The sequence below is a fragment of the Chryseobacterium sp. AC405b genome (assembly GCF_979258685.1).
Window position 1 is genome coordinate 2095175 of the sequence record NZ_OZ409877.1, and the last position, 26062, is coordinate 2121236.

Annotated in this window: 25 protein-coding genes and 3 pseudogenes; 20 read left to right on the forward strand and 8 right to left on the reverse strand. The window is 33.7% G+C overall.

Annotated elements, in window-relative coordinates:
• The first annotated feature begins 228 nt into the window (after positions 1-228).
• From ACZZZA_RS10180 to ACZZZA_RS10200, 5 genes are all read left to right on the forward strand, one after another.
• On the forward strand, positions 229-1179 hold the full coding sequence (locus ACZZZA_RS10180; protein ID WP_463431448.1) for a GSCFA domain-containing protein: 951 nt from the start codon (positions 229-231) through the stop codon (positions 1177-1179).
• 6 nt (positions 1180-1185) lie between these two features.
• Complete coding sequence (locus tag ACZZZA_RS10185; RefSeq protein ID WP_463431449.1) at positions 1186-1701, forward strand: DUF4269 domain-containing protein; 516 nt, start codon at positions 1186-1188, stop codon at positions 1699-1701.
• A gap of 3 nt (positions 1702-1704) precedes the next feature.
• On the forward strand, positions 1705-2469 hold the full coding sequence (locus tag ACZZZA_RS10190; RefSeq protein WP_463431450.1) for a TatD family hydrolase: 765 nt from the start codon (positions 1705-1707) through the stop codon (positions 2467-2469).
• Positions 2470-2605: 136 nt separating this feature from the next.
• Positions 2606-3769, forward strand: a complete 1164-nt coding sequence (locus tag ACZZZA_RS10195; RefSeq protein WP_463431451.1) for a hypothetical protein — start codon at positions 2606-2608, stop codon at positions 3767-3769.
• Between the two features lie 16 nt (positions 3770-3785).
• Positions 3786-5504 (forward strand): T9SS type A sorting domain-containing protein, encoded by a 1719-nt coding sequence (locus tag ACZZZA_RS10200; RefSeq protein WP_463431452.1) that lies wholly within the window; start codon positions 3786-3788, stop codon positions 5502-5504.
• Positions 5505-5547: 43 nt separating this feature from the next.
• Here the strand turns inward: ACZZZA_RS10200 and ACZZZA_RS10205 are convergent.
• The 8 genes and pseudogenes from ACZZZA_RS10205 to ACZZZA_RS10240 all read right to left on the reverse strand — a co-directional run bounded on the left by ACZZZA_RS10205 (position 5548) and on the right by ACZZZA_RS10240 (position 11802).
• A pseudogene (locus tag ACZZZA_RS10205) lies at positions 5548-6811 on the reverse strand (DEAD/DEAH box helicase).
• Positions 6812-6975: 164 nt separating this feature from the next.
• Complete coding sequence (locus ACZZZA_RS10210) at positions 6976-7170, reverse strand: DUF6438 domain-containing protein (RefSeq protein ID WP_463431453.1); 195 nt, start codon at positions 7168-7170, stop codon at positions 6976-6978.
• Positions 7151-7465: a DUF6438 domain-containing protein gene (locus ACZZZA_RS10215; RefSeq protein ID WP_463431454.1), complete on the reverse strand. Its 315-nt coding sequence runs from the start codon at positions 7463-7465 to the stop codon at positions 7151-7153. Before ACZZZA_RS10215 ends, ACZZZA_RS10210 begins: the two co-directional genes overlap by 20 nt.
• Positions 7466-7579: 114 nt before the next feature.
• On the reverse strand, positions 7580-8563 hold the full coding sequence (obgE, locus tag ACZZZA_RS10220) for a GTPase ObgE (RefSeq protein ID WP_463431455.1): 984 nt from the start codon (positions 8561-8563) through the stop codon (positions 7580-7582).
• Positions 8564-8643: 80 nt separating this feature from the next.
• A complete protein-coding gene (locus ACZZZA_RS10225) occupies positions 8644-9222 on the reverse strand; it encodes an adenylate kinase (protein WP_463431456.1) in 579 nt (192 codons plus the stop codon).
• A gap of 123 nt (positions 9223-9345) precedes the next feature.
• Positions 9346-9900 (reverse strand): phosphoribosyltransferase, encoded by a 555-nt coding sequence (locus tag ACZZZA_RS10230; protein ID WP_463431457.1) that lies wholly within the window; start codon positions 9898-9900, stop codon positions 9346-9348.
• Between the two features lie 298 nt (positions 9901-10198).
• A complete protein-coding gene (locus ACZZZA_RS10235) occupies positions 10199-10801 on the reverse strand; it encodes a hypothetical protein (RefSeq protein WP_463431458.1) in 603 nt (200 codons plus the stop codon).
• A 149-nt stretch (positions 10802-10950) separates the two neighbouring features.
• Entirely contained in the window at positions 10951-11802 is an 852-nt protein-coding gene (locus ACZZZA_RS10240; protein ID WP_463431459.1) for a TIR domain-containing protein, read from the reverse strand.
• A 161-nt stretch (positions 11803-11963) separates the two neighbouring features.
• Here ACZZZA_RS10240 and ACZZZA_RS10245 point away from each other — a divergent pair.
• The 15 genes and pseudogenes from ACZZZA_RS10245 to ACZZZA_RS10315 all read left to right on the forward strand — a co-directional run bounded on the left by ACZZZA_RS10245 (position 11964) and on the right by ACZZZA_RS10315 (position 26058).
• Positions 11964-13252 (forward strand): annotated as a pseudogene (locus ACZZZA_RS10245) (adenylosuccinate synthase).
• Between the two features lie 233 nt (positions 13253-13485).
• The gene (locus tag ACZZZA_RS10250) at positions 13486-14109 is read left to right on the forward strand and encodes a hypothetical protein (RefSeq protein ID WP_463431460.1); all 624 of its coding nucleotides are present in this window, start codon (positions 13486-13488) and stop codon (positions 14107-14109) included.
• Positions 14110-14116: 7 nt separating this feature from the next.
• Positions 14117-14320 carry an energy transducer TonB gene (locus ACZZZA_RS10255; RefSeq protein ID WP_463431461.1) on the forward strand — a complete coding sequence of 68 codons (204 nt, stop codon included), beginning with the start codon at positions 14117-14119 and terminating at the stop codon, positions 14318-14320.
• 166 nt (positions 14321-14486) lie between these two features.
• Positions 14487-15260, forward strand: coding sequence for a ParA family protein (locus tag ACZZZA_RS10260; protein WP_463431463.1), 774 nt, complete (start codon positions 14487-14489; stop codon positions 15258-15260).
• A gap of 62 nt (positions 15261-15322) precedes the next feature.
• Complete coding sequence (locus tag ACZZZA_RS10265) at positions 15323-16213, forward strand: ParB/RepB/Spo0J family partition protein (protein ID WP_463431465.1); 891 nt, start codon at positions 15323-15325, stop codon at positions 16211-16213.
• Entirely contained in the window at positions 16214-16849 is a 636-nt protein-coding gene (locus ACZZZA_RS10270; RefSeq protein ID WP_463431467.1) for a DUF5683 domain-containing protein, read from the forward strand.
• 14 nt (positions 16850-16863) lie between these two features.
• Positions 16864-17565, forward strand: a complete 702-nt coding sequence (gene dapB, locus ACZZZA_RS10275) for a 4-hydroxy-tetrahydrodipicolinate reductase (RefSeq protein WP_463431469.1) — start codon at positions 16864-16866, stop codon at positions 17563-17565.
• A gap of 82 nt (positions 17566-17647) precedes the next feature.
• Positions 17648-19291 (forward strand): annotated as a pseudogene (gene lepB, locus ACZZZA_RS10280) (signal peptidase I).
• Positions 19292-19360: 69 nt separating this feature from the next.
• Positions 19361-19969: a WbqC family protein gene (locus tag ACZZZA_RS10285; protein ID WP_463431471.1), complete on the forward strand. Its 609-nt coding sequence runs from the start codon at positions 19361-19363 to the stop codon at positions 19967-19969.
• A gap of 10 nt (positions 19970-19979) precedes the next feature.
• Entirely contained in the window at positions 19980-21656 is a 1677-nt protein-coding gene (locus tag ACZZZA_RS10290; protein ID WP_463431473.1) for a S8 family serine peptidase, read from the forward strand.
• A gap of 154 nt (positions 21657-21810) precedes the next feature.
• A complete protein-coding gene (locus tag ACZZZA_RS10295) occupies positions 21811-22302 on the forward strand; it encodes a hypothetical protein (RefSeq protein ID WP_463431475.1) in 492 nt (163 codons plus the stop codon).
• Between the two features lie 24 nt (positions 22303-22326).
• Positions 22327-23016, forward strand: coding sequence for an OmpA family protein (locus ACZZZA_RS10300; protein ID WP_463431477.1), 690 nt, complete (start codon positions 22327-22329; stop codon positions 23014-23016).
• 114 nt (positions 23017-23130) lie between these two features.
• Positions 23131-24018: a decaprenyl-phosphate phosphoribosyltransferase gene (locus ACZZZA_RS10305; protein WP_463431479.1), complete on the forward strand. Its 888-nt coding sequence runs from the start codon at positions 23131-23133 to the stop codon at positions 24016-24018.
• Complete coding sequence (locus tag ACZZZA_RS10310; protein WP_463431481.1) at positions 24015-25331, forward strand: FAD-binding oxidoreductase; 1317 nt, start codon at positions 24015-24017, stop codon at positions 25329-25331. Before ACZZZA_RS10305 ends, ACZZZA_RS10310 begins: the two co-directional genes overlap by 4 nt.
• A 1-nt stretch (position 25332) precedes the next feature.
• Entirely contained in the window at positions 25333-26058 is a 726-nt protein-coding gene (locus ACZZZA_RS10315) for an SDR family NAD(P)-dependent oxidoreductase (protein ID WP_463431483.1), read from the forward strand.
• Positions 26059-26062: the final 4 nt, after the last annotated feature.

Here is a 26062-nt window from a genome sequence, read left to right on the forward strand (position 1 = left end):
TGAAGATAATTATTTATTCAATTTTTTATTTTCAAATTCTCAAATTGAATTATCCTTTTAATATTGGAAAACAGCGATTAGTAAGCGGTTTTTTAATTGAGAATCCTTCGACGAGCTCATGGTCGCATCTCGAATACTAACCGCATTATTTAAACATTGTCAGGCTGAGCCTGTCGAAGCCTTTATTAGTAAAAGAGATAAGTCAATTGACTTATTCAAATTAACGAAATGAAATTCCGGACTGAAGTAAACATCACAGAATCTGATAAAAAGATCGAGATTGAAGATAAAATATTTTCAATAGGATCGTGTTTTGCTTCAGAAATGTCGGAGTTATTTCAGCAAGGTCAGTTGCAGACGGTGAATAATCCGTTTGGAACGTTATTTAATCCTTTTTCAATTAATAATTCAATTAAAAGGCTTCATGATTCTGAATTTTATCACGAAGAAGAGCTGATTGTTTTTGATGATGAATACATTTCGCTGGATCATCACTCGAGTTTCGACACCAGGTTTATTCACCAGACTTTAGAAAAAATCAATCTTAAAATTGTTGAAGGAAATCAATTTCTTCAGGATTCCAATTGGGTAATCATAACGTACGGAACTTCATTTATTTATGAGTTTCAACCCAAAAAAAAGCTGGTTGCTAATTGTCATAAGATACCACAGAAGTTTTTTAAAAAGAGGATTTTAACTCATCAGGAACTTACAGATTCTATTTATGATACTATTTTAAATTTAAAAGACATTGGTAATGAAGACGTTCAGATTTTGTTTACTGTTTCGCCAGTTCGTCACACAAAAGACGGAATGATTGAAAATCAGTTGAGCAAATCAAAATTGATTACAGCCATTCATGAAGTGATTTCAGAAATAGAAGACTGTCATTATCTGCCGATTTATGAGATTTTAATGGATGATCTTCGCGATTATCGTTTCTACAAAGAAGATATGATTCACCCGAATTCCCAGGCTGTGAACTATATTTTTGAAAAATTTGGAGATGCCTTTTTTTCGACTGAAACTAAAGATTTTATAAAAGAAAATTTTAAAATTCATAAAGCATTAGAACATAAATCTGATGACGAGAAAGATCCGAAATATCTGGAATTCAGAGAAAAACTAAATCAAAGAATTAAAAGTCAGCAGAATAAAACCAAACATAAAATATTCTGATTTCAAATGATTGATTTTACCAAAATTGATTACCTGAAGACTGGAAACGAAAGACAGAAAAACGCTTTACGGGTTCTTACCAAGTATCAGATTTTTGATCAGTTAAAACAGTATTCTCCAATCTTAGCAGGAACAATTCCTATTGAAATTGATATTGAAAGCAGTGATTTGGATATTATCTGTGAGGTTAAAAATAAGGTTGAGTTTATAAAATCCTTGAAACAAATCTTTCAGGAATATTCTAATTTCAAGATTACAGAAGATGTCATTAATAATGAAGATTGTATAATTTTGAATGGTTTTTTGGATGGTTTTCCAATTGAAATTTTCGGACAAAATAAACCAACAGTTTTACAAAACGCCTATCTGCACATGATTGCCGAATACAAAATATTACAGGAAAAGGGAGAAGGTTTCAGACAAAAAATAATAGAATTAAAAGAAAAAGGCATCAAAACAGAACCTGCATTCGGAATATTGCTGAATCTTGGAGATCCTTATGAAGATCTGTTAAAATTTTAAAAGATGATTGATACACATACACATTTATATTCAGAGGAGTTTGATAAAGACAGAAAAGAAGCCATCCAAAGAGCTTTAGACAAAGGGATTACTGAGTTTTATCTTCCTGCTATCGATTCTGAATCTCATGAGAAGATGCTTCAACTTGAAAATAATTACCCCAACCAGGTTTTTTCAATGATGGGACTTCACCCATGTTATGTAAAACCGGAAAGTTGGGAAAGTGAACTTGAAATTGTAAAAAATTATTTGGATCAAAGAAGTTTTCCTGCTATCGGAGAAATTGGAATTGATCTGTATTGGGATAAATCCACGTTGGATATTCAGGTAAAAGCTTTTGAGCAGCAAATCGACTGGGCAATTGAAAAAGATTTGCCTATTGTAATTCATACCAGAGAAAGTTTCGATGAAACATTCGAAGTTTTAGAAAGAAAAAAGCATCCGAAATTACGAGGTATTTTTCATTGTTTTTCAGGAAATCTAGAACAGGCGAAACACGCTTTAGACTTAAATTTCATTTTAGGAATCGGTGGAGTAGTGACTTTCAAAAATGGCAAAATCGATCAGTTTTTACACGAAATTCCGCTTGATAAAATTGTTCTGGAAACAGATTCACCTTACCTTGCTCCCGTTCCTTTTAGAGGAAAGCGTAACGAAAGCTCGTATCTTGATTTGGTTGCCGGGAAACTGGTTGATATTTATCAAAAAGATTTTACTGAGATTGATAGAATTACGAGCGAGAATGCCAAAAAGATGTTTAATAAATAAATAACGAGATAGAAAAATTCATTTGCAAGTCCTGGATTTACTATTATAATTTTAAAAATTAACATTTTTATATTTTAATTCATAAAAATTCCTATTATTGTGAAACATAAACATGTAAACATATAAACAAATTTTTATGAGACGATTAGTGATCATTTTGGGATTAATATCCATCAATACTTTTGCTCAAAGTTGGAATACAGCGGGTAACTCTGGAACCAATCCAAGTACAGATTTTTTGGGAACTTCCGATAATCAACCGATAGTTTTTAAAATTAACAATTCTGAAAAGTTAAAACTGACAACAAACGGAAGGTTGGTATTTTACAACAGTAATGGTGTTACTTTTTCAAATAACCTATACATTGCGGGTGGTAATGAGATACCATCAAATAATGCAGGCGGAGTAAATTGGGGAAATGTTTCAATAGGACTTGGTTCAATGACTGAGAATTCGATAGGAAATGGAAATGTGGCCTTAGGATTTAATTCTTTATCCGCTAATACTATTGGCAATTTTAACACAGCTTTGGGAATTAATGCAATGCAAAATTCTATTTCCACTTATGGTAATGTTGGGATTGGTCCTAATACTCTTGGTGGCGCTGTTGCAGGCGAGCATAATACTGCTGTAGGATTTTCGAGTTTGAGAGCTTGGGGTAGTACAGCATCTGTTCCCATAGTAGGAAATACCTCTGTCGGGTCACTTGCATTAGTTAACTTAACTGAAGGGAATTATAACACGACAATTGGTACAAATGGTTTCTTAAATGCAAATAAAGCTTCCTATAATATTTCACTTGGTTATAATAATGCTACTAATTCCAATAATGCAACAGGAAATATTTATATAGGAAATAATATTTTACCCTTTAACTCTCAGCCCTCAAACGAATTAAACATCGGGAATTGGATCGTAGGCAACAATGGAACAATCGGTATCGGACAGTTAACTAATCAATTGCCTTCTGACGGAATTGCTCAAGATGGACAAAAATATAAACTTTTTGTAAAAGATGGTATTAGAACAGAAAAAGTAAAGGTTGATATTGCTGCCAATAATGGTTGGGCAGATTATGTTTTTGAGAAAGATTATAAACTAATGTCTTTGAGAGAGTTGTCAAAATTCATAGCAACAGAAGGTCATCTGCCAGAAGTTCCTACTACCGCTGAAGCTATTAAAAATGGTATAGAACTAAAAGAGATGAATATTATGCTTCTTAAAAAGATTGAAGAACTTACTCTTCACGTGATTGCACAGCAGGAACGTATTGAAACTTTAGAAAACAAAATGAAATAAAAAGTTAATAAAGATTATGAAGAAAATTTATTTAACTTTTTTAATGATAATACCCTTATTTATGTTTTCTCAGGGAGAAAATAATAATTGGTACTTCGGTAATAAAGCTGCTTTAAATTTTGCAAATGTTGCAAATCCTCTAGCTTTAGTTGATAATCAATTGCCTAGTTATTCTGTAGCGACCGCTTCAGTAAGTGATGCAAATGGTAAACTATTATTTTATACTAATGGAGAAACTGTATTGACACGTGACCACAATACGATGCAAAATGGAAACATGCAGTATTTTATAGCGCAATCGAGTATTGCTATAGTTCAAAATCCTGGAAATTCAAATCAATACTATATTTTTGTAACAAAAACAATAGGAGGTACTTCAGCTGCTGATCCTGAAATTTTAATGTATTCCCTTGTAGATATGTCGCAAGGATCCCTCGGGCAAGACGGGTTTCCATTGGGTGTAGTTTTATCTAATTTTAAAGAAATTCCAATTCATTCAAATTACCAATCAACAAATTTATCTGCTGTGTTCACTATTATTAAAAATGATAGTGCTGGTTCTTTTTGGGTAGTTACTCATGATGCAAATCTAATTTACAGTTATTTAGTAGATGCTACAGGAGTGAGTACTAATCCAGTTCAAAGCAATCTGAATATTAATATCCCTTCTAATACTGTAGGTTATGGAACAAGTATGACATCTTCTCCACCTTTAAATTTTTCAAACTATTCAAACTACCTTTTTATCAGTATGAGTAACGGAAATAATGTTGCGAAAGTTTTATCATTTAATAATATGACAGGAACTGTAACGAATGATTATGAATTAGAAATTTCAAGTGTTTTTCCATCAGTCGGTGAGTTTAATAAAGATTCATCAGTTTTGTACTTAGGTAGAAATAATGATTCAAAAATATTTTCTGTGGATATGTTAAATTCTGTTAGTTTTCCTATTTATCAACAAATTTACAGCAATAATAATTCTTTATTTGAGTGTGGAGATATTAAACGAAATACCCATAACGATATTTATATTTCGTTTAGCCTATCCGGCCAAGGATACGGATATTTAAGCAAAATAATTGATCCAAATTCCTATAGTTCTAGTTATGTCGATTTAGATAATATTTATTTGGCTGGTAAAACTACGCAAGGTCTCTTACCAAATTCTGTATATACTTTTATTGGAAACCAATGTCCTAATAATTACATATTAACTACTCAGGAGACTAATGTAGATTACCTATATCAAGCTTCAGATTATATACAGACAAGTGGAGCTTACGAAATTAATTCAACAAATAAAAATATCACTATGAAGGCAGGTAACAGTATAACGTTGAGTCCAAATACTTTTATTTCGAGTGATTCAAATTATTTTTACTTTGCAAAAATTGAAAATTGCAGTTCATCGGGAACTAGAATTGATGAAAGCAAAAAATTAAGTGAAAGTAAATATAAGAGAGACAATATACATTTGAAAATCAATTTAGATAAGGAAGTCAAAAATATGGATGATAATGTAATTATTTATCCTAATCCAGTTGCAGATTTTCTTACAATCACTACTATATCTAAAATTAATAAAATTTCTGTTTCAGATCTTACTGGAAAAAAAACCAATGTTGTTTTGTCCGATAATAAGATTGATGTGACAAGTCTTCCTTCTGGCGTCTACCTAATAGATATTCACACTTCAAAAGGAAAATTAACTAGAAAATTTATCAAAAAATAATTATAAAAATAAAGCCTTCCAAACTCTGGAAGGCTTCACTAATTTATTTATTTCTCGAAAAATTACTTTTATTTTTCGGTTTCTTGCTGTGATCAGATTTTTGTTGTTGACCTGCAGGTCTCGGTCTTGGTGTGAAAGGTTTATTGTTTGAATCTCTTTTTTCAACTACCAAATTATCAGTGTGGAAAGGATGATTTTTCTCCACAGGAATTTTCATTCCAATTAGTTTTTCGGTATCCTTTAAATTTAATAAGTCTAAGCCGTCTACGAATGAGATCGATGATCCTTCAGATCCTGCACGTCCTGTTCTTCCAATTCTGTGAACGTAAGTTTCGGCAACGTCTGAAAGTTCGTAGTTGACTACATATTTTAATTCGTCAATATCAATCCCTCTTGCTGCGATGTCAGTGGCAACCAAAACACGTGTTCTTCCTGTCTTAAAGTTATTTAAAGCATTCTGTCTGGCATTCTGAGATTTGTTTCCGTGAATCGCTTCTGCTGAAATATTAGACGACTGCAGTTTTCTTGCAATCTTGTCAGCACCGTGTTTAGTTCTTGAGAAAACCAAAACAGAATCTGAAATATCATTCTGCAAAATATGCGTCAGCAATTCTAATTTGTTGTCTTTATCTACAAAATAAACCGCTTGCTTGATGGTTTCCGCAGTTGAAGAAATAGGAGTTACAGAAACTTTAATAGGAGTATTCAAAATTGAATCTGCCAATTTCTGAATTTCTGTAGGCATAGTCGCAGAGAAGAAAAGCGTCTGTCTTTTTTGAGGTAAAAGCTTGATAATTCTTTTCACATCGTGTACAAAACCCATATCCAACATTCTGTCGGCTTCGTCTAATACAAAGATTTCAAGATTTTTTAAACTGATAATTCCCTGAGCGATAAAGTCTAATAATCTTCCCGGAGTGGCAACCAAAATATCAACACCTCTTCTCAAAGCGTTTTCCTGACTTCCTTGTTTTACACCACCAAAAACTACTAATTTTCTTAGAGGTAAATTTTTTCCGTAAGCATCAAAGCTTTCTTCGATCTGTATTGCTAATTCTCTTGTTGGAGTCAGAATTAAGGCTTTAATATGATTGTTTTTAGGAACCTTTTCTTTCGGTAAGATTCTGTAAGATGGGGATCGCAAAAGCTGCTGTTTTTCCGGTTCCTGTCTGTGCAGTTCCCAGTACATCTCTGTGTTCTAAAATTGAAGGAATCGCCTGTTCCTGAATAGGTGTAGGCTTTTCATAACCTTGTTTTTGAAGCGCATCTAAAATGGGCTTGATAATGTTTAAGTCTGTAAATAACAAAATAAAAATTGTGTATTAAAATAGTGCGGGTGAAGCAGTATACTTCATCATTTTTAGCAAATCTGCTAAAAAACTTTTAACAGAATTTTAAGTACAAAAGTACTTTACTGGCTGAGAATGCCGCGAAATATACTGCAAATATAGTCTAAATTATTTGAACACAATTATTTTACTTTCGTCCACTGTTGATTTTGCTTTAAATCCTCAAAAAACTGATATACTTTCATCAATTTTTCAGATCCTCTTTTACCGTAATCTTCAGTGTTTTTTGAAGTTCCGTCAGTTAATTTAATTCTCAGATAAGAGGTCGGTAAGTCTGAAACATTTTGCGAACCATATTTATCCTGAAGACTTTTCACATCCAAATCGTTTAACAGGGCAACTAATTGTTTGTAATCTTTCTTCTTTGATGGTTGCGGTAAAAGTTCCTTCTCTCGGCTTTGAAAATTCGTCCTTTGAAGTTCCTTTGGAGAAATTAAAATGTTCTGCTTCCAAAACTGCAGTTCGGTCTTTCTGAATTGTCATTTTGTAAATCGGACAAAACCCGAAACATGCTCCGGCTTCATATTCAATAGTTGAATATTGTGATTGCACTTTTTGAGATTGACACGAGAATAAAACTACGATTGCAAAAAGACTTAATAAATATTTCATTGTTTAAAATTTGGTTGGAGTCTCTCAATAAGTGTTCCAAATAGTGATTATTAATATTAACAAAAAAGGATAAACACGAATGCTTATCCTTTATTTTATATATTCAATTATATTCTATCCATGGAGTTTCTTCCAGATTGCATCTTTCAGTTCCATTAAGTTTTCTCCGGTTACGCCAGAGAAGAATATGGGTTTTCTGTTTTCGGGAAATTCTGCTGAGATTTCTTTTCTAAGTTCGTCATCCAACAAATCGCATTTAGAAACAGAAATAAGAAAATCTTTATCCAATAATTCAGGATTGTATTCTTTTAATTCATTCTCCAGAATTTTGAACTCCTGAAAATGATTTTCAGAATCTGCCGGAATCAAAAACAATAAGATTGAATTTCTTTCGATATGTCTCAAAAATCTGTGCCCTAAACCTTTTCCTTCCGCGGCTCCTTCAATAATTCCCGGAATATCTGCCATTACAAAAGACTTGTAATTTCTATAGTCTACAATTCCTAAATTCGGGGTTAATGTAGTAAAAGCATAGTTGGCAATTTTCGGTTTAGCAGCCGAAACGGAAGCTAGCAGAGTAGATTTTCCTGCATTCGGGAACCCTACCAAACCTACATCGGCTAAGATTTTTAGTTCGAAAACAACATAACCTTCCTGTCCGTCCATTCCGGGCTGTGCAAAACGAGGAGTCTGATTGGTTGATGATTTGAAATGTTCATTTCCCTTTCCGCCTTTTCCGCCTTCCATGAGGATAATTTCCTGTCCGTCCTCCATGATTTCACCCATGATTTCACCCTCTTCGTTTTTAGCGATCGTACCGATAGGAACGTCGATATAAACGTCTTCACCATAACCTCCGGTCAGCTGATTTTTTGCTCCGTTTTCACCGCGTTCAGCTTTTACATGACGGGTGTAACGAAGGGGAAGCAATGTCCACTCCTGTGCATTTCCTCTCATGATTACGTGACCTCCACGACCACCGTCTCCACCATCGGGACCACCTTTCGGAATATATTTTTCGCGGCGAAGATGGGCAGAACCTGCACCACCATGACCACTTTTACAATGAATTTTTACGTAATCTACAAAATTTGACATTTCTTACAATTATGAGTTATGAGTTATGAATTATGAGAATGAATGGTATTTATTAATAACTCATCACTCACAACTTTAAACTATTTTATTTTTTCTACTTCAGCAAAAAGCTTTTCAGAAATCTCATTGATTTCTCCTACACCGTTGATCTCAACGTACTTATCTTGCTGCTTATATAATTCTGCAACTTCTGCAGTTTTTGTGTAATATTCTTTTATTCTGTTTTCAATGATTTCTACATTGCTGTCATCAGTTCTACCGCTGGTTTCGCCTCTTTTCAGCAATCTTTCTACCAAAATTTTATCTTCTACGATCAATGAAAGACAAACGTCGATGTTATCATTGAGTTCTTCTTTCAATATTTTTTCCAGAGCTTCTGTCTGTACAGCAGTTCTTGGGTAGCCGTCAAAAATAAATCCTGCAGCATCAGTCGGCTTTCTTAATTCGTCAATCAGCATGTCAATCGTTACCTGATCCGGAACTAAATCTCCTTTATCAATGTAGGATTTTGCCAATTTCCCAAGTTCAGTATCATTTTTCATGTTGAATCTGAAAAGATCACCCGTAGAGATTTGTTTTAAATTAAATTTCTCGATCAGATTTTGAGCTTGAGTCCCTTTTCCACTTCCTGGAGGGCCGAACAGAACAATGTTTATCATAATGTTGAAGTGCTTTTGGCAATTGGCGGTTGGCTTTTTGCCTTTAGCTATATTTAGTTATTATTAAATTTATTTCTCTTTAATTTTTTAGCTAAAAGCAATCAGCAAATAGCTAAAAGCTGTTTAATGATTGATTTGTCCGTCAGATAATTGATACAGATTAGGCAAATTTCTTCCCAATTCATCGTAATCAAGACCGTAACCTAAAACAAATTTGTTCGGAATTTCTTTTCCGATATAATCTAGTTTAAAATCTTTCTTATACACTTCAGGCTTTAATAAGAATGAAGCAATTTTTACAGATTTCGGACGTTGCGTTTCGTTAAAATATTTGAATAGGCTTTCAACCGTATTTCCGGTATCTACAATATCTTCTACCAAAATAATATGGCGATCTCTTACGTCTTTCGTTAATTCCATTTTCTGGTAAACGATTCCTGTAGATTCTGTTCCTGAATAAGAGCTCATCTGAATAAATGCGATCTCACATTCACCCGGATAATGCTTCAGAAGATCAGAAAAAAACATAATAACACCGTTCAGTACGCCAATGAAAACAGGAACTTCATCCTTATAGTCTTCATAAATTTTCAGAGCTGTAGCTTTTACGATCTCCTGAATTTCGGCATCCTCTAAATAAGGAACAAAAGTTTTGTCGTGAACTTGTATACTTTCCATAAAATTTTTAGTAGGCGGCAAAGTTACGGAATTTTGATGAAAGTTTTTTGTGAGGTCTGTCAGGTTTACAAAACTTGTTTTATAAAAGAAATCGATAAACATTCACCCATTAAAAATTCCCCTCCTCTGGAGAGGTGGCGAAAATTTCAAAGAAATTTTTGACGGGGTGGTTTTACAGAATGAATTTTATGCGAACTTGGACTAAGTTGTGAGTTTTTGTTAAAGTAAGAAACATTTCTAAAGTTTGTCATTCCGAAGGAATCTAATCTGTTGAAGGGTTTCTGCAGAATAACAATAACTATCTAGACTCCTGCAAAAGTGTAAACTCACAATATGGATAAGTGTTGATAATTTCAACAAGCATATTATAAAGAAAGTCATTAAATCGGTTTCCTAAATTTAAGGGTAATGTTTTAAATTTCTTTTGGAGTTGTTCTTTGTTAAAATAGTGATTTGAGTTTTCTTTGTTTTGATTTGTAAGAACATATTGAAGTTTATATTTCAAAAGAAGTGAAATTATTCCTTCTTCATCATCTTCATAAATTTTATTAATTACCAAACTATAATTGTCTTGCCAAATATCATAATCTTCTTGGAAAATTCGAATTAATCTTTCCTTATTTAATTTAGTTATAATGTCAATTCGTGCTTTTTTACTTCCCCATACACTACCATAATCAACTATTCTTCCATCTTTTTTTATAATAAATATACGACCTTGCCCAATAAGCATATCTTCAAAGTTTTTTGTTTTCAGGAATTGTTTTGATTGATATGAAAAATAAAATAAATCTTCAAAATCTTCAGTATATTCTTCAACAATATCTACATCATTACCAACATTTTCTAAAAGATACTTTCGGGCTATTTTTATATATTCATCTTTTATGTTTTCTTGCATCTTACTTTAAATGTTTTTTATGAAGATTGTTTAAAAAGTTTTGCGGTCAAAATTTTTGATGAAACCAGATTTTTCACCTTTCTCTAATTGTCTAACTAACTCAAAGTTATTTTCTAATTTGGATTTATTTTTCTCCATTATTTATAATATTACAATTCTTTTAAAGAAGCAACAATATCATCAATTGTATGAATTGAAGTGTTTAATGCCATTTTATCAGCTAATGTAGGACTAAATGTGAGGACTTCATCTTTTGTAATTTTATGCCAAATAGGTAATATTACTTTATGTCCGTTCATTTCACGAGCAACCATTCCATTAAGTTCATATTCTGTCCAATTTTTCCTTACAAAGGAAGGCGAAATAATAACAATTCCAAACTTAGAATTAACTAAACCTAAATCAATTTTTTTTCTCAAGCTATCTCCAATTTTTAGTTCAAACTCATCATACCAAACGTGAAAACCATCTTCTTTTAAAGCTTCTGCTAAATTTCTTACAATATCTTCCTTGTCTTCTGATGCATGGGAAATAAAAAAGTCGTATTGCTTTTGTATTTCGTTATTTTCGATAGTATCTGTTTTTGATGAATAATTTTGATTTATTAAATCATTTAACTGAGCTTTTTGTTCTTCAATAGTACGTTGTAAATTCTTTTGGAAATCGGTTTGTTTTTGATTCTGCTTTTTTAATTCATTATTTTCCGACTTTCGTAGTTCTTGTTTTTTCTTTCCTAATTCAATTGTCTTTACAGATATTTTGCTTTGATAATCCGCTGTCTTTTTTTTACAATTAAGAATTTCAGTTTGATAGTTTGAAATTTGTTTTTGTTTACTTTGTAAAGTCGAATTTGAGGTATTTTTATTTATTGATTTATTAACAGAGTCTATCTGCTTAATTTTACCATTTTCTTTTTTACTTTCATCAGCTATTTTCTTATGTAAATCAGCAATATCTTTTTCAATCTTATTTATTTGATTTTGATAGTAAGTCGGATTCATTATTATATTTATTATGGTTAATAATCAAATATACACAATAGCATATAATTACAATTATGGTAAACCATAATGATTCCCCACCCAAAAATAAAATTCCCCTCAAATTTGCCCACCCAATTTTTTAAAAGTAATTTTGTACGAATCTAAAATAAAAGTAAAATATGTCAACTTACGTAGTTGTAGGTCTTCAGTACGGAGATGAAGGTAAAGGAAAAATCACTGATGTTTTATCGGCAAAATCTGATTACGTTGTACGTTTCCAAGGCGGAGACAACGCTGGTCACACGGTTTATGTGGGTGAAGAGAAATTTGTTTTGCACCTTCTTCCTTCAGGAGTTTTGCAGTGCAAAGGGAAATGTATCATTGCCAATGGAGTAGTGGTGAATCCTAAATCTTTCATTAGAGAAGTGGGTCAGATTGAAAGCAAAGGCTTGAGAACAGACCATATTTTTATCAGCAGAAGAGCGCATGTCATCATGCCTTACCACATTCTTTTGGATACGTACCGCGAAGAAGAACACGGAGGAACTCAGATCGGAACGACCAAAAAAGGAATCGGACCTTGCTACGAAGATAAGATTGCAAGAATCGGGATCAGAATGGTAGACCTTTTGAATCCTGAGATTTTAAGAGATAAAATTGAGAAAAACTTAAAAGTTAAAAACTCTCTTTTCGAAAAATATTACGACAAACCGACTTTAGATGTTGAAGAAATCTACAACGAATATTTAGAGATCGGAAAACAGCTTCAGGAAAGAATCGTTGACACTGAATTAGAGCTTAACGAAGCGATCAGAGACGGTAAAAATGTATTGTTCGAAGGAGCTCAGGCTTTGATGCTGGATATCGACTTCGGAACATATCCTTACGTTACTTCATCTTCTCCGTCAACAGGAGGAGTTTGTACAGGAGCAGGTGTTCCGCCAACTTCACTGAAAAACTTAATTGGTGTTGCTAAAGCGTACTGCACAAGAGTAGGAAACTGAACCTTTCCCTTCTGAACTGGATAATGAGTTAGGAGAAAGCATCAGACAGATCGGTGGTGAGTTCGGAGCGACTACAGGCAGACCAAGAAGAACAGGCTGGCTAGATCTTGTTTCTTTGAAGCACGCTTGTATGATTAACGGAATCAATAATTTAGTAATTACTAAATTAGACGTTCTTACAGGGATTGAAAACCTGAAAATCGTAACGCATTACAAAACTGAAGACGGAAAAATCATCGATTATTTCACTTCTTCAACAGAAAAATTATACAACTACGAGCCGATCTATCAAGATCTACCGGGTTGGAAAGAAGATCTTACAAAAGTAAGAAGCTATGACGAGCTTCCTGATACTGCTCAGAAATACATTGAATTCATTGAGAAATATTTAGGAATCAATGTTTACTTAGTTTCTGTACGAACCAGAAAGAAGTCAGAACATCATCAGAAAAGAATTATTCTAAGAAAATAATTTTCATATAAATTTAAAGAGACTACCAATTGATAGTCTCTTTTTTTTGATCTGTCTTTCATACCTTATTCACTAAATAGTTAATTTTTATTTTCTCATCAATTTTAATATACAGTTTGTGTTTTGGTAAATTTTTGGCAAATATTTTGATATTGTTTTAAAGATTATTACTTAAAGATGATAAAGTATTAATCTGATCTACTATAACAATTTAATATTTTTGTGATGAAACACCTACAACAAAATCAAGAATTTCGACTGAACGAAATTCTCTTTGAAAACCGCAATAAGCAATATGGTGCTTATGTTTTAAGAAATGAATCAGACAGAATCCTAACCAAAGCACTCTTTATAGGGGTGAGTTTACTGGCTGCAATTTCTATTACACCAATGTTGATTTCGGCGCTTAAGACAACGGATGAAATTATAGAAAATCCTCCTCCGTTCATTTTAAAAGATGTCGTTGAAGTTGAATTGCCTCCGGTAAAAGTTCAGCCTGTAAAACCACTAGTTCAACCTGAACGCGTAAAGCAATATGATGCAACGGTTGTTACTCCGACAAGAAATGCTGATGAAAGTACTATTGTTAAAGATATTCCAAAAGATGCAGTTGCAGGATTTAAAAATGATTTCGAAGCAAAGCCTGCTACTCCAGATGTTTATATACCTATTAGTTCAGATTCTGGACCTGGAAAATTTACTGCACCAAAAATACTTCCTCCTAATCCAGTAGAAGATCCTCTTAAAATCGAGACAGAATTAAGTGTTTCTGCAAATTTCGAAGGAGGAATTGAAGCATTCAGAACTAAAGTAATGAACAAGTTTGACGGTTCTTTCTTTTTCTTCTGATGAAGTGATGAAAAGTACTGTTACTTTCATCGTAGAGCGTGATGGTACAATTTCTGGGATAAAAGCAGATGGAAGAGATTCAGATTTTAATGCGGAGGCTCTCAGAACAATCATAGCTGTAAAAGGGAAATGGATTCCTGGGAAAAATAAAAAAGGTGAAGCAGTAAGAAGCTATTTCAAATTTCCGATCTCAATGAAGTTTGACAATTAAATATATTCAAAACAACTCTTGATACTTATCCACAAAATACTATATTTTGTGGATAATTTTTTTATTGCCTAAATTCCTTATTAACAATATTTTAACTCAACTTTCGTTTTATCCCTTCCTTGAAAGCAGAGAAAAAAGTGTATTTTTGAAACTTAAAGTTCAAGCAATGGCAAAAATCATAGGTATCGCTAATCAAAAAGGTGGGGTAGGAAAAACTACAACAGCTGTAAATTTAGCCGCAGCATTAGGGGTATTAGAGAAAAAGATATTAATCATAGATGCAGATCCGCAGGCTAATGCGACTTCTGGTCTTGGAGTTGATGATGTGCAGTATTCTACTTATAACCTTCTGGAGCACAGCATAGATACAAGAAGCTGTATCAAGAAAACATCTACTCCAAACTTGGATATTGTACCTTCTCACATCGATTTGGTTGCCGCAGAAATAGAATTGGTAGATAAAGACAACCGTGAATATATGCTGAAAAAAGCATTGGCAACGGTAAGAGATGATTACGATTATATCATCATTGACTGCGCACCAAGTTTAGGTTTAATTACCGTAAATGCGCTCACCGCAGCTGATTCTGTGATTATTCCTATTCAGTGTGAGTATTTTGCTTTAGAAGGTTTGGGTAAACTCTTGAATACCATTAAAAACGTTCAGAAAATTCACAATAAAGATCTGGATATCGAAGGTTTGCTGCTGACAATGTACGACAGCAGATTGAGACTTTCCAATCAGGTAGTGGAAGAAGTCAATGCTCATTTTCCGGAAATGGTTTTTGAAACAATTATCAGCAGAAATGTAAGATTGAGTGAAGCACCAAGTTTTGGTGAAAGTATCTTAAACTACGATGCAGAAAGCAAAGGTGCAATTCAATATCTGCAGTTAGCAGAAGAAGTTCTGTTGAAAAACGAAAATTTAGTAAAGAATTAAAAAAAGCTAAAAGCTGTCACACTGAGCTTGTCGAAGTGCAATAGCAAATAGTCATAAATACTATGAAAGATAAAAAAAGAGCGATGGGACGTGGTTTGGGTGCTATTTTAAGTGCTGAATCGAAAGCTACGGTAAATTCTGCCACAGATGAAGGCGCAGAAACTTTTGTAGGAAATATCATGGAAGTTTCTATTGAAGATATTTATCCCAATCCCACTCAGCCGAGAACTTATTTTGACGAAAAAGCACTCAACGAACTTGCACAATCGATCAAAAATCTTGGAGTAATTCAGCCCATTACTTTAAGAAAAGATGGTGAAAAGTTTGAAATTATATCTGGTGAAAGACGTTTCAGAGCAAGTAAAATTGTGGGTTTAACATCTGTTCCGGCATACATCCGACTGGTAAATGATCAGGAGCTTTTAGAAATGGCTCTTGTGGAGAATATTCAGCGTGAAGATCTTGATTCTATCGAAATTGCATTGACCTACCAAAGGTTAATGGAAGAAATCGGGATGACGCAGGAAAACCTGAGCCAGCGAGTAGGAAAGGACAGAAGTACCATTACCAACTCTATCAGATTACTGAGACTCAATCCGGATACTCAGAATGCCATCAGAAGTGGTGAAATCTCAGCAGGACATGGCAGAGCGATCATCAGTCTTGAAAATGAAGAGCATCAGCAGGCGTTATTTGAATTAATTATAAAAGAAAAACTTAATGTTCGACAAACCGAACAGGCTGCTGCATCTTTTAAAAATCCTAAATCTCCGGCAGTTAAAAAAGCAAAGGCAGAGCTTTCCAATAATTACAAAAGAGCGCAAAAAACCATTGCCGATATTCTTGACGTAAAAGTGGAGATAAAAACAATCGGAACCGGGAAAAAAGGTAAAATTGTTTTAGATTTTAAAAATGAAGATGAGCTGGAATATATTTTATCTCACATTAAATAGATGAAGAAATTACTTTTCATATTTCCCCTGTTTTTGATAAACATCACTTACTCGCAAGTAACCCGAAATGATACCGTTCGTGTGGAAACCGTTCCGCAAGACAGTGTCATGCTATCAAAAATTCCTGAAACATCAATTGTTGAGACCATAGAAAAAGCAAATGCTCCCGCAAAGATTATTGTTAAAAAATTAAATCCTACAAAAGCCGGTTTATATTCTGCTGTTTTGCCCGGATTGGGACAGTTTTACAATAAAAAATACTGGAAAATTCCAATTGTTTGGGGAGCAGTTGGAGCAGGAGCAGGTATCGCTCTCTGGAATCAGAATCAATACAAAAGATACAGAGAATATTACATTGCTAAACTTAACGGAACACCCAATGAGTTTGTTGATGCAAGACCCTATTTAGATAAAATAGCATTGGGAAATGCTCAGGACAGATCAAAAAGACAACGGGATTATGCCATTGCCATTACAGGACTTATCTATATCTTAAACATCGTTGATGCAGTAGTTGATGCGCATTTGTATGAAGGCCGTAAAGATCCGGATTTGACTTTCACTCCTGCGATAATTTATGATGATTTGGGGAATAATCCGCCAAAAACAGGATTAAGTTTAAATTTTAAGTTTTAAAAGAGTTATTAAACATGAAAATAGCATTGGTGGGGTACGGAAAAATGGGTCAGATCATTGACGAGATTGCCACGAAAAGAGGTCATGAAGTAGTTGCCCGTTTAAAAGAAACTCCAACTTCTGAGAATCTGAACAATCCAGATGTAGTGATTGAATTTTCTTTGCCGGAAGTGGCTTTTGATAACATTAAAGCGTGTCTTGAAAATAAAATTCCGGTGATTTGCGGAACGACTGGCTGGCTGGAAAGAAAATCAGAGATCGAAAATTTAGCTTTAGAAAACGGAACTGCATTTTTATATGGTTCAAACTTCAGTTTAGGTGTGAATTTATTTTTTGCTTTAAACGAAAAATTGGCAGATTTAATGAAGAGCGTAGATGAATATTCTTGTCAGTTGGAAGAAATTCATCACATTCACAAACTGGATGCTCCAAGTGGTACAGCAATTTCTCTGGCAGAAGGAATTTTTAAAAACAATCCAAAATATAATGCCTGGAAACTGGAAGAAACTCAGGATAAGCAATTGGGAATTTTTGCCATCCGTGAAGATGAAGTTCCGGGAACTCACAGTGTTTTTTACAGAAGTGAAGTTGACGAAATTGAAATAAAACATACAGCATTCAACAGAAACGGATTTGCACTCGGTGCGGTGGTAGCTGCAGAATGGATCAAAGATAAAAAAGGAAATTTTACAATGAAAGACGTTTTGGGACTTTAATTTGTAACAAAACCTTTATTTTACAAACTAATAAGAGACATTTGCGTAAGCATCAATTGCTCATTACTCATATCAAAGATTTATGAATTATTTTTTAACGTATACAGTTTATGTTCTCATTTTATCATTATTGATGGGGATTTCTACTTGGAAGCTGTTCAAGAAAATGGGGTATAGTCCGCTATTGGCGTTTGTACCTTTCTACAATTATTTCATTATTTTAAAAGAAACAAAACATCCGAAATGGTGGGCAATTTTGTCATACCTGCCGATTGTAGGACTCGATCATGATGTCTGTTTTTCATATTTATTTAATGAAAAAATTTGGAAAAAGTCTTGTTCAACATCAGATTTTGACGGTTATTCTACCATTTATTTACATGGCGACCGTCAATTATTCCAAAGATGTTGAAGTGGAAGATGAAAACGATTTGTACTTAACAGAAGAAGAGAAAAATGCTAAAAAGAAAGATACTTTTATGGGATCTATTACTTTTGCAGTAGTTTTCGCAACAATAATTCACGTCTTTTTTACTCAACCATTCGGAATTCCTACAGGATCAATGGAACGTACTCTATTGGTGGGAGATTTCCTTTTCGTTAATAAATGGAGCTATGGTTACAGATTACCAATGCGTCCTTTGGCAATACCTTTCCTTCAGGGTACTATTTATGATTTTCAAAAAGACGGAAACCCGAAAAATGATGGAAAATCTTATGTTGAAGCAGTAAAACTCCCTTACGAAAGAATATTTCAGTTCAGTAAACCTCAGAAAAATGATATTGTAGTTTTCAATTATCCGAGAGATTCTGTACATGTGTCGCTTGACCGTGCAGATCCTTATGTGAAAAGATGTGTGGCTGTTGCAGGTGATACTTTCGAAATGCGTGACGGAAAATTGTTTGTCAATGGTAAACCTGAAATGGTTTTAGGAGATCAGGAAGTGCAGCACAGATACATTGTAAACACAGGAAGTCAGCTTGATATTCCTGGTTTGTATAAAATTTTCGGATTTTTACCTGTTCAGGAAGGTCAAAACGAAAAAGGTGGATTTGTTTATTATTTCCAAGGTTTGACAAAAAATACAGCCGCAGAAATTAAAAAACTTCCTCAGGTTATTGATATGGAGGAGCACGTTCAGCCAAAAGGTGAATTAGCAGTTCAGTATCGTGATGAGACCAGAACAAAAATTGATACAACCAATTCAATATTTCCAATCAACAGTGGCTGGAATCAGGATCAGTACGGTCCACTTAAAATACCTAAAAAGGAGATGTCGTAGCCATCAATGAGAAAACTTTGCCGGAATATCAGTGGATTATCAAAAATTACGAACACAACACATTAGAGAATAAAAACGGAAAAATTTTCATCAACGGAAAAGAAAGCAATCAGTATACAATTCAACAGGATTATTATATGATGGTTGGTGATAATCGCGATGCTTCTCTTGATGCGAGATTCTTCGGTTTTGTTCCGGAAGAAAATATTGTAGGGAAACCAATGTTTACTTGGATGAGTGTGGAAGGTGCATTTGCAGATTCGCAATCATCTTATCAGGCAGATGGATGGAGAATCCGTTGGGACAGAATGTTCAAAGCAACCAATACAGGTGAAGCTAACAAAACTTCATATTGGTGGATTGCAGCGATGATACTTGTTCTTTTCTTCGGATGGGAATATTTCGTTAAACTTTTTGGAAAGAAAAAAACTGAAGACGAATAATAACTAAATTAGCAAACTGAAATAGAATGAAGTATTTGAAAAAGTACTTCATTTTTATATACAATAACAATGAAAAAAGTATTATTACCGGTATTCTATTTACCACCTATCTCATGGTTTTCAGTTTTTTTAAATACTGAGAATGAGGTGGTTTTCGAGCAGTATGAAAGTTTCCCCAAACAGACTTACAGAAACAGAACCAATATCTATGGTGCCAATGGAAAACTCTCACTCATTATTCCTATTAATCATTCCGGGAAAAGGGAAATGAAAGATATTGAAATTTCTTACAGAGAAGATTGGATGAAAATTCACTGGAAATCTATCAAAAATGTTTACCAAAGTTCTCCTTATTTTGAATATTATGAAGATAAATTTGAAGTACTTTACCAAAACAAAGAAAAATTTTTATTAGATTTTAATTTGAAAAGTATCGACATTATCCAAAAAATTCTAAAGACAGAAAAGGCACATTCTTTGAATGAAGAATATATTAAAAATCCTTCTGAGATCAATTTTAGGGAAAAATTTTCTACGAAAGTTGAAGTCGATTATAAGATGGATGAATATTATCAGATCTTCGAAGATAAATATGGTTTTTTAAAAGATTTATCAATAATTGATCTTATCTGTAACAAAGGCCCGGAATCTGTGACTTATCTTAAAAATATTAAATAATACTTATACAATGAAGAAAATAGTTCTAGCTGCTCTTTTTTTAGCAGGTTTTAGTTTTACGTATGCACAGGAAGCTAAGGCGACAGTTCTTGATCTTAAAGAAGATAAAGACCTGATGACGTGGTATCATAAAGATTTTGCCACTTCAAAAGTATATGGTGTAAATACCGAAAATGCTTACAAATATCTTGAATCCAAAGGTCTTAAACCTAAAACTGTTGTTGTTGGAGTTTTAGACAGTGGCGTTCAGGTAGATCATCCGGGATTAGTGAAAAATATGTGGTCAAATCCTAATGAAGTTCCAAACAATGGAAAGGATGATGACAGAAATGGCTACATCGACGACGTTCATGGATGGAACTTCATCGGAGGAAAGACTGCAGATATAGATGTTGACAACATGGAAGTGACCAGAGTTGTTGCCAAATACAAATCAGTTTTCGAAGGTGACGATTCTACAAAAAACAAAGCAAATCAGGCGAAAATGCCGGAAGAATTTGCTATGTATATGAAATCAAAAGAGCTTTTTACTAAAAAAAGTGTTGATGCTGCTCAGAATTTCAAGCAATATAGCATGATCAATGATGCAATACCGGGAATGATAAAAATGCTTGGAGGTAAAAATCTAACTAAGGAAAATCTTGCAACGATAAAACCTGCAAATCAACAGGAAGCAATAGGTTTACAGATTTTAAATAATCTGGCTCAAAATCCTGAATTAGCGGGCAAATCACCTTCTGATGTTGAAGGATTCTTAAAAAAAGAAATTAAAGGAGCATTAGATCACTTTGGTCCGATGGCGAAACAATATGATCTGGCTTATGATCCGAGAGCTGAAGTTGTAGGTGACAACTATGATGACTATTCTCAAAAAAATTACGGAAATAATCATTATCAAGGTCCGGATGCAGAACATGGAACTCACGTTTCAGGAATTATTGCCGGATTACCACAAGGAAAAGAAGTTCAGTATGGTGTAGCGTCGAAAGTTGCTAAAATCATGGTGGTAAGAACAGTTCCTAATGGGGATGAGAGAGATAAGGATGTTGCCAACGCTATAAGATATGCAGTTGACAATGGTGCCAAAGTTTTGAATATGAGTTTTGGTAAGCCAGTTTCGCCAGGCAAAAATGTTGTTTGGGACGCTTTCAAATATGCAGATGATAAAGGGGTGCTTTTGGTGAAAGCTGCGGGTAACGAAAATGAAGATGTTGCTGAGCATTTGGCTTATCCTACCAATTTTAAAAATGTTACTGATGCGGCTCCGTTTGTTGATAATGTTTTGGTTGTAGGTGCAAGTACAAACAGAAATAATGAGTTAAGAGCCAGCTTCTCCAACTATAATAAAAAAATGGTGAACGTATTTGCTCCGGGTGAAGAAATTTATTCTACAGTTCCGAATAATGAGTACAGTTATCAGCAGGGAACTTCAATGGCTTCTCCTGTAGTTGCTGGTGCCGCAGCAGTTTTATTGGCTTATATGCCGAATTTAAAACCGGCGCAAATTATCGAAGCTTTGGTTAAAACAAGCAATGCAAGTACAGAAAATGAGTTTGGAGAAAAATCTCAGGCTGGTGGAGTTATCGATGTTAAAAAAGCTGCAGAATATGCATTCAACAATTTTTATAACGGAAAATCATCTTCAGTAAAAAAACCTGCAAAGGCTAAAAAACCTGTAAGAAAATAAATAATAATCTTTTAGATTAAAAAAAATAAAGCCTGGAAATTTCCGGGCTTTGTTTTTGATAGATCATTTTTGGCACGGTTTTTTGTAGTAACATTATGAATAATAAACAAAAGATGAAATTGATTTTGATTTCATCTGATAAAAAAAAAACTATATGAAAAAGTTATTACTTACGGGGATTTTAGGAGCATCACTTTTTGCTGTTTCTTGTTCCACCGTTAAAAAAGGAGCAGATGCACAAAGCAACAGATCAGAATTTCTTAAAATGAAAGGTGATTTTCAGATTGTAAGCATCGAATATGATAAGCAGTATAAAATAAAGCCATTCGACGAAGGTGCAGACGCACAATGTTTCGTAGGAAGTCACTGGAGATTTATCCCGAATAATTATACAGGAGCATACAGTTTAAATGGTGGGGGAAGTTGTCCCGCTCTTACTCAGCCTATAAAATTTGAGGTAAAAGATGGAAACACTTTTATGTTCAAAAAAATTCAGGAGGGTACAAAAGCTAAACAAAATACCGTTGGGTATACACTTGATGTAATAAATCTGACTACAGATCAGTTTTCTTTAGAGCAAAACGTTCCGTTTGATGGGAGTACAGTGAGAGTTGTTTACAACTTTGAAAGAACAGGAATGAAATAATTTAAAATATTTAAAATAAACAAAATGAGATTCAACAAAACATATATAGGAGCATTTTTCTTATCATCAGCTTTATTTCTTACGAGTTGCGAAGCTGTGAAGAATTCTAATCATCAACAAAGAGGTACAGCAGTAGGAGTAGCATCCGGAGCTGTAATCGGTGGTGTTCTTGGAAATAATGTAGGAAAAGGTAAGAACGCAGCATTAGGGGCTGTTCTTGGAGGTATTATCGGTGGTGTCGCTGGTAACGTGATTGGTAATAAAATGGATAAGCAGGCTAAAGAGATTAAAGAAACTTTACCGGGTGCTGAAGTGGAAAGAGTAGGTGACGGAATTAAAATTACGATGAACGAAAGTATTGTAACTTTTGCATTCAATTCATCAGATCTTACTTCTGTTGCTAAAACAAACTTAGATAAATTAACTCAGGTTTTGGTCAATAATCCAGATACCAATATCAATATCTATGGTCACACAGACAGTGTGGGTGCAGATGATTATAACCAAAAACTTTCTGAAAGAAGAGCAAATTCTGTAAAATCATATTTGATGTCTAAAGGAATTGCATCAAGCAGAATGTTTGCATTAGGAGAAGGAGAAGCAATGCCTGTAGCATCTAACGATACAGATGCAGGCAGAGCAAAAAACAGAAGAGTAGAATTTGCAATTACTGCGAACGAAAAAATGATCAACGAAGCTCAACAAGGGCAATAGTCGTTAACATATAAATATTTTCATAAAAGACCGCTTTGGCGGTTTTTTTTGTATTTTTATGCGAAATATTTTTTTGCTTTAAATTTACTATTTTTGCTACCGAAATAAACATAAATGAAGAAATATCTAAAACTACTCAGAGTAGAACAGTGGGTGAAAAATCTTTTTGTTTTTGTACCCTTGTTTTTTTCAGGAAATATCAAAAATTTAGATTTACTTTCTAAAAGTATATTTGCTTTCGTAATATTTTCAATTGCTGCAAGTATTGTCTACATATTAAATGATTACAACGATATTGAAGCAGATAGACAGCATCCTGAAAAAAGAAGAAGACCTTTGGCAAGCGGTGCAATATCAAAGCGAAAAGCACTGATCATTCTTTCTGCTTTAATTATAGTTGATATTGCTCTTATATGCTTCGCACAATTCAATTTTAATGAAAATCTCTGGAAATTTACCGCCATCATTGCGATTTATGTTGTGATGAATCTGGCGTATACATTTCACTTGAAACACGTTCCGATCATTGATATTTTCATTATCGCAACAGGATTTGTTCTGAGAGTTCAAGCTGGAGGATATATCACAGGTATTTTCATTTCTCAATGGGCAACCTTACTTACTTTCGTACTGGCATTGGTTTTAGCGATCGGAAAAAGAAGGGGAGAGCTCATCAACGCTCAGGTTTCTGGTAAAACGAGAAAAGCACTTGATGGCTATAATGTACAATTTGCAGATATTGCTCTTTCAATTTCAGTGACTTTGGCCATCATCTGCTATCTTATGTTTACGTTATCACCTGAAGTTCAGGAAAAATTTCACTCAAGAGTTTTTTACACTGTAATTTTTGTTGTTTTTGCATTTTTAAGATATTTACAGCAAACTTTGGTCTACAACAGAACAGAATCCCCTACCAAAATAGTATACAGAGACAGATACATACAGGTTACTTTAATTCTTTGGGTTGCTACATTTTTAATTCAAATTTACTTTAAAGAATGAAGCCGAATTTCACACAAAAAGTTACCAATTGGGGCAATTTTCCCATAGTGGAAAAAGAGATGAGATCTGAAGACAGCTTCAAAAAGATAAGAGAATTTGTACTCAATCATAACGAAGTCATTGCAAGAGGAAACGGAAGATGCTACGGCGATGCTTCATTGGGCGAAAATATTTTCTCGACAAGAAAATTAAATAAATTCATGAGTTTTGATCGTATTAACGGAATCATAGAATGCGAATCCGGAGTTTTACTTTCAGAAGTGCTGGAAATCTCTGTACCTCAAGGATATTTTCTCTATGTAACACCCGGTACAAAATTTATTTCTGTTGGTGGGGCAATTGCATCAGACGTCCATGGTAAAAATCATCATGCAGAAGGTTGTTTTTCAGAATATGTCATTGATTTTAAATTGATGACAGAAAATGGTGACATTATTAGTTGTTCAAAGGAAGAAAATTCAGATAAATTTTGGGCTACCATCGGCGGAATGGGACTTACAGGAATCATTCTTTCAGCAAAATTTAAGCTTAAAAATATTGAAACCGCATATATTCGCCAGGAAAGTATTAAAGCGGAAAATTTAGATGAAATATTCAGGCTTTTTGAAGAAAGTGAAAGCTGGACGTACACTGTTGCGTGGATTGACTGTCTTCAAAAAGGTGAAAATATAGGACGCAGCATCATGATGCGCGGAGAACACGCCAAGAGACATGAATTGTCTGAAAATGAGAACAAAAATCCTTTGAAACTGAAAAAGAAATTCTCTCCTACAGTTCCTTTTTATTTCCCGAATTTTGTGCTGAATAATTTTACAGTGAAGATTTTTAATTTTTTATATTATAAAAAGCAATCTAAAAAGGAAGTTAAAAATTTTATTGATTATGAAACTTTTTTTTATCCCTTGGATGCTATCAATGATTGGAATAAAATCTATGGGAAATCAGGATTTATTCAATATCAAATGGTGATCCCGAAAGAAACAGGCAAAGAAGGAATGAAAAAAATTCTTGAAACCATTGCCAACAGCGGGAACGGATCCTTTTTGGCGGTTTTGAAACTTTTTGGTAAAAATAATCCGGATGCCTATAATTCTTTTCCATTTGAAGGTTACACTTTGGCTTTAGATTTTAAAGTGAACTCAAAACTTAAAAAATTAGTTGATAAACTTGACCAGATTGTGCAGGATTTTGGCGGAAGAATTTATCTCACAAAAGACAGCATGAGCAGATCTTCGCTTACAAATTATCTGAAAAATGCAGACAGCTCAAAATTTGTGTCTTTACAGCACAAAAGAATTTTAAATAATAAGTAGAATGATAGTTCTTGGAAGTACATCCGAAGTAGCGCAGGCTTTTGTAGAAAAGGCATTGCAGGAAGGCGAGAAGTTTGAAAGAATCTATCTTTTTACCTCAAATAAAGAAAGCACAGAAAGATTTGCAAGACATATTGATGTGAAATTTCTGCAACAATCTCAGATCTTTGAACTTGATTTAACGAAACCTGTCAATTATTCTGAATTTGACCAGATTAATTCTAGTCTGTTGTTTTGTGCGACAGGTTATTTGGGTGAAGGTAGTGAAGAAGGATTGTACGACAATAAAAATACGGAGAGAATTATAGATATCAATTACTCAAAATTAGTTCCCGTAATCAATTATTTTGCTCAGAAATTTGAAAGCAGAAGATCAGGAACAATTATTGGACTTTCTTCAGTTGCAGGTGACCGAGGAAGACAGAGTAATTTTATATATGGGAGCGCTAAAGCTGCATTTACAGCCTATTTAAGTGGTCTCAGAAATTATCTTTTTGAAAAGAAAGTACACGTGTTGACTGTAAAACCCGGTTTTATGGCTACAAAAATGACTGAAGGTTTACCTCTAAACCCAAAACTAACTGCTACACCAAAACAAGCTGCAGAATGTATCTACAAGGCATTCAAAAAACAGAAAAATGTGGCATACGTTTTACCCATTTGGGGCGTTATTATGTTAATCATAAGAAATATACCTGAATTTATTTTTAAGAAATTAAAGCTTTAATTGA